This is a genomic window from Clostridium sp. (genome assembly GCF_030532265.1).
GTDB lineage: Bacteria > Bacillota > Clostridia > Clostridiales > Clostridiaceae > Clostridium.
Genome location: NZ_JAUNLM010000019.1, coordinates 1 through 13,038 on the forward strand (window position 1 = coordinate 1; position 13,038 = coordinate 13,038).

General features: G+C 28.3%; 13 protein-coding genes. 6 read left to right on the plus strand and 7 right to left on the minus strand.

Annotated features, from left to right (window positions below; translation table 11 throughout):
* From gyrA to dnaA, 7 genes are all read right to left on the minus strand, one after another.
* Nucleotides 1-2,200: DNA gyrase subunit A (gene gyrA, locus Q4E08_RS05985; RefSeq protein WP_303129387.1), on the minus strand; the 2,200-nt coding region annotated here is incomplete at its 3' end.
* A gap of 22 nt (nt 2,201-2,222) precedes the next feature.
* Nucleotides 2,223-4,133: a DNA topoisomerase (ATP-hydrolyzing) subunit B gene (gene gyrB / locus Q4E08_RS05990; RefSeq protein ID WP_303129388.1), complete on the minus strand. Its 1,911-nt coding sequence runs from the start codon at nt 4,131-4,133 to the stop codon at nt 2,223-2,225.
* A gap of 52 nt (nt 4,134-4,185) precedes the next feature.
* Nucleotides 4,186-4,446, minus strand: a complete 261-nt coding sequence (gene remB, locus Q4E08_RS05995; protein ID WP_024614014.1) for an extracellular matrix regulator RemB — start codon at nt 4,444-4,446, stop codon at nt 4,186-4,188.
* 15 nt (nt 4,447-4,461) lie between these two features.
* On the minus strand, nt 4,462-5,547 hold the full coding sequence (recF, locus tag Q4E08_RS06000; protein WP_303129391.1) for a DNA replication/repair protein RecF: 1,086 nt from the start codon (nt 5,545-5,547) through the stop codon (nt 4,462-4,464).
* Nucleotides 5,548-5,635: 88 nt separating this feature from the next.
* Nucleotides 5,636-5,842, minus strand: a complete 207-nt coding sequence (gene yaaA, locus Q4E08_RS06005) for a S4 domain-containing protein YaaA (protein ID WP_303129392.1) — start codon at nt 5,840-5,842, stop codon at nt 5,636-5,638.
* Nucleotides 5,843-5,900: 58 nt separating this feature from the next.
* Nucleotides 5,901-7,001 carry a DNA polymerase III subunit beta gene (gene dnaN / locus Q4E08_RS06010; RefSeq protein WP_303129393.1) on the minus strand — a complete coding sequence of 367 codons (1,101 nt, stop codon included), beginning with the start codon at nt 6,999-7,001 and terminating at the stop codon, nt 5,901-5,903.
* Nucleotides 7,002-7,275: 274 nt separating this feature from the next.
* Nucleotides 7,276-8,634, minus strand: a complete 1,359-nt coding sequence (dnaA, locus tag Q4E08_RS06015; protein ID WP_303129395.1) for a chromosomal replication initiator protein DnaA — start codon at nt 8,632-8,634, stop codon at nt 7,276-7,278.
* 536 nt (nt 8,635-9,170) lie between these two features.
* Between dnaA and rpmH the strand changes: the two genes are divergently transcribed.
* The 6 genes from rpmH (at nt 9,171) to mnmE (ending at nt 13,028) form a co-directional block, all read left to right on the plus strand.
* On the plus strand, nt 9,171-9,305 hold the full coding sequence (rpmH, locus tag Q4E08_RS06020) for a 50S ribosomal protein L34 (protein ID WP_024614019.1): 135 nt from the start codon (nt 9,171-9,173) through the stop codon (nt 9,303-9,305).
* 60 nt (nt 9,306-9,365) lie between these two features.
* Nucleotides 9,366-9,740, plus strand: coding sequence for a ribonuclease P protein component (gene rnpA / locus Q4E08_RS06025; RefSeq protein WP_303129398.1), 375 nt, complete (start codon nt 9,366-9,368; stop codon nt 9,738-9,740).
* Nucleotides 9,712-9,921, plus strand: coding sequence for a membrane protein insertion efficiency factor YidD (gene yidD, locus Q4E08_RS06030; protein ID WP_303129400.1), 210 nt, complete (start codon nt 9,712-9,714; stop codon nt 9,919-9,921). Before rnpA ends, yidD begins: the two co-directional genes overlap by 29 nt.
* 29 nt (nt 9,922-9,950) lie before the next feature.
* The gene (yidC, locus tag Q4E08_RS06035) at nt 9,951-10,712 is read left to right on the plus strand and encodes a membrane protein insertase YidC (protein WP_303129433.1); all 762 of its coding nucleotides are present in this window, start codon (nt 9,951-9,953) and stop codon (nt 10,710-10,712) included.
* 49 nt (nt 10,713-10,761) lie between these two features.
* Complete coding sequence (gene jag / locus Q4E08_RS06040) at nt 10,762-11,391, plus strand: RNA-binding cell elongation regulator Jag/EloR (protein WP_303129402.1); 630 nt, start codon at nt 10,762-10,764, stop codon at nt 11,389-11,391.
* A gap of 257 nt (nt 11,392-11,648) precedes the next feature.
* Nucleotides 11,649-13,028, plus strand: a complete 1,380-nt coding sequence (mnmE, locus tag Q4E08_RS06045) for a tRNA uridine-5-carboxymethylaminomethyl(34) synthesis GTPase MnmE (protein WP_303129403.1) — start codon at nt 11,649-11,651, stop codon at nt 13,026-13,028.
* The last annotated feature ends 10 nt before the right edge of the window (nt 13,029-13,038 follow it).

Sequence of the window (13,038 nt, forward strand, 5' to 3'; positions counted from 1 at the left end):
CTTTTCCACCTCTATTTTGAACCTTATATTCAGTTATAGGTGTTCTCTTACCAAACCCATTTTCACTAACTACTAATAAATCTTCCTCATCTACTGCTATATCCATGCATACCGCTACATCATCATCATTTAATGTTATAGCTTTAACCCCTGAAGCTGTTCTTCCCATTGGTCTAACATCTTTTTCATTAAACTTAATTGCTAAACCATTTTGAGTAACCATTATTATGTTAGCATCTCCTCTAGTCATTTTAACTTTAAGAAGTTCATCTCCTTCTCTTAAGTTAATAGCTATAAGTCCACTCTTTCTTAAATTCTTAAATTCTGAAAGACTTGTTTTCTTAACTATACCATTTTTAGTTCCCATAAACAGATATCCATCTTCATAAACATCATTTACAGTAAGTACAGTTTCTATTCTTTCATCTGACTCTATTTGAATAAGGTTTATTAAATTTGTTCCTTTTGCAGCTCTACCAGCCTCTGGTATTTGATATCCCCTTAACTTATATACTCTTCCTCTATTTGTAAAGAATAATATGTCAGCATGTGTTGAAGTAACCATTACATGTTCTACAAAATCATCTTCTTTAGTAGACATTGCCTGGATTCCCTTTCCACCTCTTTTTTGTGCTGAATAGACGTCAGAGGTAATTCTCTTAATATATCCTGAGTGAGTTAATGTTATTACTATTTCTCTCTCTTGAATTAAATCTTCTACATCTATTTCATTAACATTTGCTTCTATTTCTGTTCTTCTTTCATCACTATATTTATTCTTTATTTCTAATAATTCATCTTTTATTACTGAAAGAAGTTTTTCTTCACTTTCTAAAATTGATTTTAAGTACTCTATTTCTTTCATAAGTGCATTGTACTCATCTTCAATTTTGTCTCTTTCAAGACCAGTAAGTCTTCTTAGTCTCATTTCCAATATAGCTTGACTTTGCTTCTCTGAAAGATTAAATCTTTCCATAAGTGTATTTTTAGCTATTTCTGATGTCTTAGAATTTCTTATTATACTTATAACTTCATCAATGTGATCTAAAGCTATTCTCAATCCTTCTAAAATATGTGCTCTAGCTTCTGCTTTATTTAATTCAAATAAAGTTCTTCTAGTTATAACTTCTTTTTGGAATTCTATATAATGTTTAAGTATTTGCTTTAAATTTAGTATTTGTGGTTGATTATCAACTAATGCAAGCATTGTTACCCCAAATGTATCTTGCATTTTTGTATGCTTATAAAGAAGATTTAAAACTACATTAGGATTTGCATCCCTCTTTAGTTCTATAACAATTCTCATACCTTCTCTATCTGATTCATCTCTTAAATCTGATATTCCATTTATTCTCTTGTCTTTTACTAATTCTGCTATATTCTCTATAAGCTTAGCTTTATTTACTTGATACGGTATCTCTGTAACAATTATTTTATTTCTATTGTTCTCTTCTTCAATTTCAGCCTTAGCTCTAACTATTACTTTACCCTTACCTGTTTCATAAGCTGATCTTATTCCTGATTTACCCATTATAGTAGCACCAGTTGGAAAATCTGGACCTTTTATAACAGTCATTAAATCAAGTACAGATAATTCTGGGTTATCTATAAGCATTATAGTACCATCTATAACTTCTCCTAAATTATGAGGAGGTATATTAGTTGCCATACCAACAGCTATACCTGATGATCCATTAACTAAAAGATTTGGAAATCTTGAAGGTAATACTGATGGCTCTTTCTCTTCCCCATCAAAATTTGGAATAAAATCTACTGTATCTTTACTTATATCTCTAATCATCTGAGATGCTATTTTATTCATCTTTGCTTCTGTATATCTCATCGCAGCTGCACTATCTCCGTCTACAGAACCAAAGTTACCATGACCATCAACTAGCATATATCTCATTGAGAAATCTTGAGCCATTCTAACTAAAGCATCATAAACTGATGAATCACCATGTGGATGATACTTACCCAAAACTTCCCCTACTATTCTTGCACATTTTCTATAACCCTTTTCTGGGGCTAATCCTAATTCATGCATTGAAAATAATATTCTTCTATGAACTGGTTTTAACCCGTCTCTAACATCTGGAAGTGCACGACCAACTATAACACTCATAGCATAGTCTATATAACACTTTTTCATTTCGTTTTTTATATCTACGGGTATAACTCTTCCCTCATTAAAACTCATGTACTTCACCTCGTATTTAGTACTAAATATCTAAATTACTTACTTGTTTAGCATTTTCTTGAATGAATTCTCTTCTTGGTTCAACTTTTTCGCCCATAAGTATTGTAAATATTTCATCAGCAGCCATAGCATCTTCTACAGTTGCCTTTAATAATATTCTTTGTTCTGGATCCATTGTTGTTTCCCAAAGTTGGCTTGCATTCATTTCTCCAAGACCTTTATATCTTTGAATATTTGTTGAATTATCTTTTCCACCAATTTCTTCTAAGATATTATCAAGTTCTTTGTCTGAATAGGCATAATAATCCTTCTTAGATTTTGATACTTTATATAATGGTGGTTGTGCAATATATACATGACCTCCATCTATTAATTCCCTCATATATCTATAGAAGAATGTTAATAATAATGTTCTTATGTGAGCTCCGTCAACATCGGCATCTGTCATTATTATTATTCTATTATATCTTATTTTTGATATATCGAAATCTTTTCCTATTCCAGCTCCAAATGCAGTTACCATTGATCTTATAGTATCTGAATTTAGAATTTTATCTAACCTTTGCTTCTCAACATTCATTATTTTACCTCTTAATGGTAAAATAGCTTGGAATTTTCTATCCCTTCCTTGTTTTGCTGAACCACCGGCTGAATCACCTTCGACTATATATATTTCACATTCCATTGGATCTTTTGATGAGCAATCAGCAAGCTTACCTGGAAGTGCTGATCTTTCAAGAACTGATTTTCTTGTAAGTTCTCTAGCCTTTCTCGCTGCATCTCTTGCCCTTGCAGCCATTAAAGCTTTATCTATTATAATTTTAGATATATTAGGATTTTCTTCTAAGAAGGTTCCAACCCCTTCACCAACTATTGAATCTACAATTCCTCTAACCTCGCTATTTCCTAGCTTAGTTTTTGTTTGTCCTTCAAATTGTGGTTCTCCAATTTTTACTGATATTACTGCTGTTAAACCTTCTCTTATATCATCACCTGAAAGGTTTTTATCATTTTCTTTTAAATGACCGAATCTTTTAGCGTAATCATTAAACACTCTAGTTAAAGCAGTTTTAAACCCAACTAAGTGAGTACCACCTTCTATTGTGTCTATATTATTAGCAAATGTGAATATATTCTCGTTATATCCATCATTATATTGAAGAGAAACTTCGACCATAACATCATCTTTTAGACCTTCAACATATATAGGTTCTTCATGAAGAACTTGCTTATTTCTATTTAAATATTCAACGAATGATTTTATACCGCCTTCATAATGATAATTTTGTTCTTTATCATATCTTTTATCTATTAACGTTATATTTATTCCTTTATTTAAAAATGCAAGTTCTCTTAATCTTTGTGCAAGAATTTCAAAATCATATGTTAAATCGTCAAATATTTCAGAGTCAGGTTTAAAATATACTGTTGTTCCAGTGTCTTCACTTGTTCCAACTATATCAAGATCACTAACAACAGCACCTCTTTCATAAGATTGTTTCCACATCTTACCTTCTCTTCTTACTGTTACTGAACATTCTTCTGAAAGTGCATTAACTACTGATGCCCCAACTCCGTGAAGTCCACCAGATACTTTGTATCCACCTCCACCAAATTTACCACCAGCATGAAGTACTGTCATTATAACTTCAACAGTTGGTTTACCCATCTTTGGATGCATACCAACTGGCATACCTCTACCATCATCTTCAACTGTTATTGAATTATCTTCATTTATAATAACTTTTATATTTTTACAATATCCTGCTAAAGCTTCATCTATACTATTATCTACTATTTCATAAACTAAATGATGAAGTCCTCTTGAACTAGTGCTACCTATGTACATACCAGGTCTTTTTCTTACTGCTTCTAATCCTTCAAGAACCTGTATTTGATTTTCATCATAACTTTGTTTTTTTTGTTCCAACATAGATTCCTCCTAAAATTTTATTTTGAATCCTATAGGCGAAGGCATCTTTGATCTATGGATTATAATCTAAATCTGTTCTTTTAGTTAGTGTTGATGAAGAAATAGGGGATAAGTATATTTTACTTTTCTTATCAACCTCTGCTATAACAAATGATTTTGGCTTATCTTTTGTTATTCTTTCCACAAATCCATCTTCTTCTGCCATTCTTAAAAATTGAATTGTATCAGAACTATACATTGTTGTTTGTAAATCAAAAATTCCAATAACATCTTTTATAGGCACTACAACATTCTCACCTAAGTGTAAAAACATTCAGAATTCCTCCTTCTATTTTGAGACTATTCCCTCTTTAACTTTAAATAGCTTTGAATCACCATTTAAGTAATTATTCAAATCTTCTATTCCAGTACATGTTATTATTGTTTGTATATCTTTAATAGAACTTAGAACATACCTTTTTCTATTGAAATCTAACTCTGATAACACATCATCTAATAAAAGTACTGGATATTCACCAGTTTTCTCTTTTATAATCCTCAAGGATGCAAACTTCATAGTAAGAACTGCCGTTCTCTGTTGACCTTGGGATCCAAAGCTTTTTGTATCAACATTGTTTATATAAACAGAAAAATCATCTCTATGAGGCCCATTGCCAGTTATCCCCTTATCCATATCTCTTTTTCTATTCTTTTTTAATGTTTCATAAAAATCATTTTGAATATTATCTAAATTTTTTATTGTAGAATTATATTTAAATTCAACATCTTCTTTTCCTGATGTAATATCCTTATGTATCTCTTTGGAATATTCGTTTAAAGACTTTAAATAAGATAATCTCTGCTCAATTATATAAGCTCCAAAATTTGATAACTGAAGATCATATATATCTAACATCTCTAAATCAAGATTTCTATTTTTTAGAATTATATTTCTTTCGTTCATTACTTTATTGTATTGAACTAAATTATAATAATACTTAGAGTCTAATTGACATAATTCCATATCTATAAATTTTCTTCTTATTCCTGGAGAATCTTTTATAATTTTTAGGTCTTCCGGAGAAAACATAACAACATTAAAATTACCAAATAATTCTCCTATTTTATTTATTTTTACAGAATTTACCTTTATAATTTTTTTACCGTCTTTTAGGATGTTAATATCTATTTTTTTATCTAATCGATTTTTGCCAACACTTACACTTAGAAATGCAACTTCACTATTCCAATTTATAAGGTCCTTATCACGTGAAGTCCTATGTGATTTAGCAAAACCACAATAATATATAGCTTCTAATATGTTCGTCTTACCTTGTGCATTATCGCCCATAAAAACATTAACGTGTCTTCCTAAATCTATTTCTAAATTTTCATAATTTCTATAATTTATTAATTTAAGCTTTTTTACATACATTTATAAACACCCATATTAATTATATCATATTAAAATAATAAAAGCTTATGTTTATGAGAATGTAACTAATATAGTCCTCTAAATAAAGCTATATTACCTTATAGCTTTCCCCATCAAACTCAACTATATCGTTAATTCTTATTTTTTTTCCTCTTTGAGTACAAACTTCACCATTTACCTTAACCATTTCATCCATTATATATACTTTAGCTTCTGATCCTAATGATGCAATACCAGCCCATTTTAAAAAAGCATCTAATTTTATGAATTCTGTATTTATTTTAATTTCTTGCATTTTTATTCATAACCAATGTATATAATTTGAATATTTATGCATTGGTTTTCCTCCTTTTTTATCTTATTAATCTAACAGGTAATACTAGATATTTATAATTATCAGCATCTTTTGCTTTTATAATACAAGGACTTACACTTGAAGTCATTTCCATTACAACTTCTTCATCTTCAAAATTCTTTAAAACATCAATTAAATATCTTGAGTTAAATGCAATTTGAATTTTTTCTCCTTGCAGATTTATGAAAACTTCTTCTCTTACTTTTCCCAATTGAGAATTTGAAGTTATAACTAATGCATCATCTTGAACATCTAATTTAATAAGATTATTATTTCCATCTTTAGCCATTAAAGATGCTCTTTCTATTCCATTTTGAAGATCTTGTTTTTTAACAGTAACTAACAACTTATGTTCTTCAGGAAGTAATGACTTATAATTAACAAATTTTCCTTCTAAAAGTCTTGAAATTATTCTTGTTTTGTTTAAATTAAATAAAATATGATTATTTGTAAATGTTATTTGTACTAAATCATTAACATCTTCTAATATTTTTGATACTTCATTTAAAGTTTTGCCAGGAATTACAATTTCTATATCAAAATCACTATCTAAATATTCACTTCTTATAGCTAATCTATATCCATCTAAAGCAACTAGATTTAATGTTCTCTCTTTAACTTCGAACAATATTCCTTGAAGTATTGGTCTAGTTTCATCTTGAGCAGTTGCAAATGATGTACATTTAATCATATTTTTTAATATATTTTGTGGAACTTCAATTTGCATATTTTCATTTAGCTTTGGTAGTTCTGGAAATTCATCTGAATTCATATAAACTACATTGAATACTGATTTTTCACATGTTATTTGAACAGTATCATTTTCCATAGTTTCTATTTTTATATCTGAATTTGGTAATTTACGTATTATTTCACCAAATATTTTTGCATCTATTACAATACTACCTTCACTTATTACATCTGCTTCAACTTTAGTTTCTATACTAACATCCATATCTGAACCAATTAATGTTAATCCTTCTTTATTAGCATTTATATATATACCTTCTAATACAGACATAGTTGATTTTCCTGTAATAGCTTTTTGTACTATTGATATTCCTTCTTGTAACTTTTGTTTTTCACATATAAAGATCATTAAATATCCTCCTTATTTATACACAGGTAAGTTTAGTTTATTTTAGTTAGATAAATATAATTTATATAGTAATAATAGTAGTAGGGCATGTGGATATGTTGATAAGTATTCTAAAGCTAGTAAAATCAACAACATTATATAAAAAAATATTGTGGATAAGTCAGTAACTTTTTATACATCTTATCCACAGTTATCAACAATTTATTTTATTTAAATAGTTATCCACATGTTATTATAAAGTTATTATAAACAATTGTTGATAAGAATATAAAAATTAACCTTGTGTTAGTTTTTTTGTAATATCATCAATTGTATGTTGTAAACTTTCATCTCTATTTAAGTTATCAGATATTTTTTCATAAGCATGAATAACGGTAGTATGATCTCTACCACCAAATTCTTCACCTATTTTAGGCAAAGACATATCTGTTAGTTTTCTACTTAAATACATTGCAATTTGTCTTGGGTAAGAGACATTACGAGTTCTTCTTTGAGACTTTAAATCTTCAACTCTTAAATTGAAATAGTTAGCTACTACATCTTGAATTATTTCTATAGTAATGTGTTTACTTTGTTTTTTAGAAATAATATCTTTAAGAGCTTCAGATGCTAAATCTACTGTTATTTCTCTATTTGTTAAAGATGAGTATGCTACAATTCTAATTAAAGCACCTTCTAATTCTCTAATATTTGATTTTATTTTTGTAGCTATATATACCATTACTTCATTTGCTACATTTAATTTTTCTACATCAGCTTTTTTCTTTAATATTGCCATTCTAGTTTCAAAATCAGGAACTTGAATATCAGCGATAAGTCCCCATTCAAATCTAGAACGTAATCTATCCTCTAATGTAGGAATTTCTTTTGGTGGTCTATCTGATGATAAGATTATTTGTTTGTTTGCATCATGTAATGCATTAAATGTATGGAAAAATTCTTCTTGAGTTCGTTCTTTTCCAGCTATAAATTGAATATCATCAATTAAAAGTACATCTACATTTCTATATTTATTTCTAAAGTCTTCATTTTTATCGTCCTTAATAGCATTTATTAATTCGTTAGTAAACTTTTCTGATGAAACATAAACAACTTTTGCATTTTTATTATTTTGTAAAACATAATGACCAATAGCATGCATTAAGTGAGTTTTTCCAAGTCCAACGCCTCCATATATAAATAATGGATTATATGCTTTGGCTGGAGATTCAGCAACTGCAAGTGAAGCTGCATGAGCAAATCTATTACTATTACCTATTACGAAAGAATCAAAAGTATATTTAGGGTTAAGGTTTGTATTCATCTCATCATTTACTATTATTTTTTTATCATTATTTAAGCTTCTTTTTTGTTTTTTATTTTCTTCTTCATTACCCTGAACTTCAGAAGCTATTAAAAATTGAATTGTATAAAGTTTAGAACAAATTGCTTTTATTGAATTGGCTACTAAATCCTTATATCTTTTTTCAAGTATTTCTTGAGTGAATGCATTAGGAACACTAATTTTAATAGTATCAGAAGACATAGAAATAGGTTCGCAGCTTTTAATCCATGTATTAAAGCTAACTTCGCTTAATTCGCTTTTTATGATATTCAATGTTTTTTCCCACAATTCTTTCAGCTCTGCATCCATTTCCGATCCTCCATAAAAATTTTTATTTTATTTTTTTATAAATACAATACAATAATAACAACATATCAACAATTTATTAACAAAATAAGATTTATAAAAATATATGTATATAAAGATATTCACATGTTGATAATTATGTTGATTTAAATATAAAAATTAAAGTTATTAACATATGTAAGTTATTAAATATTTAACAGTTTAATTTAACTCAAAATCGCATAAAATAATAAAAAAAGTAGATTAATTTAAAAATTTTGAGAAAAAAAGAACAAGTTATCAACAGATATATCCACAGTTGTGGATAAGTTCCATTTAATAACAAGTTATTCACAATATATTAATTATGATACCATAAGTAAATAGGGGGATTCAATAAGTTATCCACAATTTTTAAAATATACTATCCTTAATTATCAACAATTAGCTATATTCTTGACATAATAAATGGATATATATATAATGATAAGGTAAATCTAAAATATGATAAGTATAGTTATTTTGCTATATAAATTTTTTATTGAAGGGAGTGTAGTGTAATGTTCATGACATACCAACCTAAAAAAAGACAAAGAAAAAAAGAACATGGCTTCAGAAAGAGAATGAAAACTGCATCAGGTAGAAACATTCTAAGAAAAAGAAGACAAAAAGGTAGAAAAAAATTAACAGCATAAGGGCCGCATTTTAGTGGCCTTTTTTCTACAATGTAGGAAAAAAAGGAGTATTAAATACCCATGATATACAGATTAAAAAAGAATAATGAATTTAGAATAGTATATAGAAGAGGTAAATCTATAGCTAATAATCTTTTGGTATTATATACTTATAATAATAGAAGAAACAGAAATATAGATGGAAGTCTTTATAATAAAATCGGAGTGTCTGTTAGTAAAAAAGTTGGAAATAGCGTAGTTAGAAGTAGGAGCAAAAGATTAATAGTTGAATCTTATAGATTAAATGAAGCTTCTATAAAAAAGGGGTTTGATTTTATATTTATTGCAAGAACAAATATGAAAGATAAAAGCTTTCATGAAGTTGAAAGAGCTATGAAAAATTTATTTAAGAAAGCAGGCCTATATAATGAAGAAGATAATTCTAATTCTGATTAGGTTTTATAGGAGAAATGTATCACCTTTAAAAAATTCATGTTGTAGGTATACTCCTACATGTTCACAATATGCTATAGATGCAATCCAAAAGTATGGGACTTTGAAAGGTAGTTTTATGGCTATTTGGAGAATTTTAAGGTGTAATCCTTTAAGTAAAGGTGGATATGACCCTGTTAAATAGAGTATGGGAGGAAAAAATTTATGATGACTTTGTTTCAACCGATAATTAAGTTTTTTACTATCATCTTTGATAAGTTGCATCAATTAATTATAAATGTTGGTATAACGGATCCAGGATGGGCTTATGTTTTAGCGGTTATATTATTAACGGTAATAATAAAAACACTTGTTTTACCATTTAGTATAAAATCAGTTAAATCAACAAGAAAGATGCAGGAGTTTCAACCTGTAATTAAGAAAATCCAAGAAAAGTATAAAAATGACCCTCAAAAGGCTAATATGGAAATGATGAAGGTATATAAAGAAAATAATATTAGTATGACTGGTGGATGTTTACCTATGTTGATTCCACTTCCTATATTAATGGCTCTTTATTACACATTTATGTATGGAGTACAAGGGATAAATGGAGTATCTTTCCTTTGGTTACCAGACCTTGCAGGAAAAGATCCTTATTATATATTACCAATACTTGCGGCACTTAGTACATTTATACCATCATATTTAATGACAAAAGCAAACCCAGCTGCAGAGTCATCAGGTATGAATATGATGCCAATGAATATTGGTATGGCGTTAATGATGGGATTTATGTCACTTAATTTCCCTGCAATTCTTGTTATATACTGGGTTATAGGTGGAATATATCAATTAGTTCAAACTTATTTCTTAAATGTTAAACCAGTTATGGAAACAAAGAAGAAACAAGAAGCTGAAGAGGCATTAAGAGTAGAAAATAAAACTAAGTTTGCTATGCCTAAAGAATATGATAAGAAAAAGAAAAAGAAGTAATGTTCTTTGATATTATTTAGTATCGTATGAGAGTTGGTGAATAGGGTATATGAAATTTGTTGAAGTTGATGGAAGAAATGTTGAAGAAGCAATAAATTCTGCTTTAAAACAATTAAATGTTACTGAAGACAAAGTTACTATAGAAGTAATAGAGGAAGGTTCTAAAGGTTTTTTAAATCTTATAGGGGTAAAGCCTGCTAAGGTTAAAGTAACATTAAAAAGGGATTATATAGAAGAAGCTAGAAACTTTGTTAGAAGTGTGTTAGATTCAATGGGAGTTTTAGCTGAGATAAGAATAAGTGAAGAAAATGATACTGTAAAAGTTGATCTTACTGGTCCTAAGATGGGAATAATAATTGGATATAGGGGGGAAACGTTAGATTCTCTTCAGTATTTAATATCTTTAGTGATTAACAAAGGTCATGATTTTCCTTATAAAAAGGTTATACTTGATACTGAAAATTACAGAGCTAAAAGGGAAGAAACTTTAAAAAGAGTTGCTTTAAAATCAGCTAACAAAGTTAAGAAAAGTAAAAGGATTCTAAAATTAGAACCTATGAATCCTTATGAAAGAAGAATAATACATGCTGCATTACAAGGTGATGATAGAATTTCTACACATAGTGAAGGTGAAGAACCTTTTAGAAGAGTTGTAATAGCATTAAATAATGAAAAATAGTGCCAATTTTATTGGCACTATTTTTATTAAAAGTATTATATAAATAATTAAATATGGATTATTATAAAACATATAAGGCTATATTATATAAAAAAAGATATATAAATTTGCAAATTTATATATCTTTTTTTATATATTAATAATCCAAAAGATACAATATATAGCTTTGACTTATTAATTAGATTTCTGTAAAATTGATATTAGTCTTAATTCGGTTATATTAAACAAAAGAACGCTCTTTTAAGGAGGATTATATAATGAAAGAATTTGATACTATATGTGGAATAGCAACTGCACAAGGTGAGGGTGGAATTGCTATAATAAGAGTTTCAGGAAGTAAGTCATTAGACATTGTTGGAAAAATATTTCAAGGTAAAAATAAATTTGATATAAATACTATGAAAACTTACACTATGAAGTATGGTAATATTATTGATCTTTCAAGTGGTGAAGTTATAGATGAAGTTATAATAAGCTATATGAAAGGTCCTAGAAGTTTCACAGCTGAAGATGTTGTTGAGATAAATTGTCATGGTGGTGTTGTCTCAACTAACAGGGTACTTGAGGAAGTAATAAAGAGTGGAGCTAGAATTGCAGAACCGGGTGAATTTACAAAGAGAGCATTTTTAAATGGAAGAATAGATTTAAGTCAGGCTGAAGCTGTTATGGATATAATAACTGCTAAAACAGATTTAGCTATGAAGTCAGCTGTTATGCAAAGTGAAGGATTACTTTCTAAGGAAATAAATAGGCTTAGAAAATATCTTTTAGATGTTCTTGCACTTATTGAGTATGATGTAGATTTTACAGAAGATGATGAAGAACCAGATGAAACTGTTCCAATAAGAGTTTCAGAGAGCTTAGAAATTGCTATATTAGAGATGAAGAAATTAATAAATGGAGCTAATGAAGGTAAGATTATAAGAGAAGGTCTTAAAGTAACAATAATAGGTAAACCTAATGTTGGTAAATCATCACTTATGAATGCATTACTTCAAGAAAAGAGAGCTATAGTTACTGATATTCCAGGGACTACAAGAGATGTAATTGAAGAATATATAAATCTTGGTGGTATACCTGTAAAAATAACTGATACAGCAGGAATTAGGGAAACTGAAGACGTTGTTGAAAGAATCGGCGTTGAAAGATCAAAAGAGAAGCTAGAAGAAGCAGATTTAGTAATATTAATGCTTGATACTTCAAGACCATTAGAAGAAGAAGATAGAGAGATTATAGAGTCAATAAAAAATAAGAAGGTAATAGTTTTATTAAATAAGGTTGATTTAGAGCGTAAGATAGATTTAGATGAATTAAAACATTTAGATAATTTCATTGAAATATCAGCTATGACAGGCTTTGGATTAGAGGATTTAAAAAATAAGATAAAGGATTTATTCTTTAATGGAGAAGTTGATAATGAGAGTTTAATAATAACTAATAGTAGACATAAACAAGCGTTATATAGAGCTTTAGAAAATTGTGAAAATGCACAGAATAGATTAAAAATGAATGAGTTTTTAGATCTTATTTCAATATATGTAACATCAGGATTGAGAGCATTAGGAGAAATTACAGGATCAGAGCTTGAGGAAGATTTAGTTAATAAGATATTTAGTGAATTCTGTGTAGGTAAATAGGAGGAAAAAT

What these genes read in the sequence shown, in the direction of transcription:
- gyrB (WP_303129388.1), bottom strand. Translation starts at nt 4,133, where the DNA reads ATGTTGGAACAAAAAAAACAAAGTTATGATGAAAATCAAATACAGGTT.
- remB (WP_024614014.1), bottom strand. Translation starts at nt 4,446, where the DNA reads ATGTTTTTACACTTAGGTGAGAATGTTGTAGTGCCTATAAAAGATGTT.
- recF (WP_303129391.1), bottom strand. Translation starts at nt 5,547, where the DNA reads ATGTATGTAAAAAAGCTTAAATTAATAAATTATAGAAATTATGAAAAT.
- yaaA (WP_303129392.1), bottom strand. Translation starts at nt 5,842, where the DNA reads ATGCAAGAAATTAAAATAAATACAGAATTCATAAAATTAGATGCTTTT.
- dnaN (WP_303129393.1), bottom strand. Translation starts at nt 7,001, where the DNA reads ATGATCTTTATATGTGAAAAACAAAAGTTACAAGAAGGAATATCAATA.
- dnaA (WP_303129395.1), bottom strand. Translation starts at nt 8,634, where the DNA reads ATGGATGCAGAGCTGAAAGAATTGTGGGAAAAAACATTGAATATCATA.
- rpmH (WP_024614019.1), top strand. Translation starts at nt 9,171, where the DNA reads ATGTTCATGACATACCAACCTAAAAAAAGACAAAGAAAAAAAGAACAT.
- rnpA (WP_303129398.1), top strand. Translation starts at nt 9,366, where the DNA reads ATGATATACAGATTAAAAAAGAATAATGAATTTAGAATAGTATATAGA.
- yidD (WP_303129400.1), top strand. Translation starts at nt 9,712, where the DNA reads ATGAAGAAGATAATTCTAATTCTGATTAGGTTTTATAGGAGAAATGTA.
- jag (WP_303129402.1), top strand. Translation starts at nt 10,762, where the DNA reads ATGAAATTTGTTGAAGTTGATGGAAGAAATGTTGAAGAAGCAATAAAT.
- mnmE (WP_303129403.1), top strand. Translation starts at nt 11,649, where the DNA reads ATGAAAGAATTTGATACTATATGTGGAATAGCAACTGCACAAGGTGAG.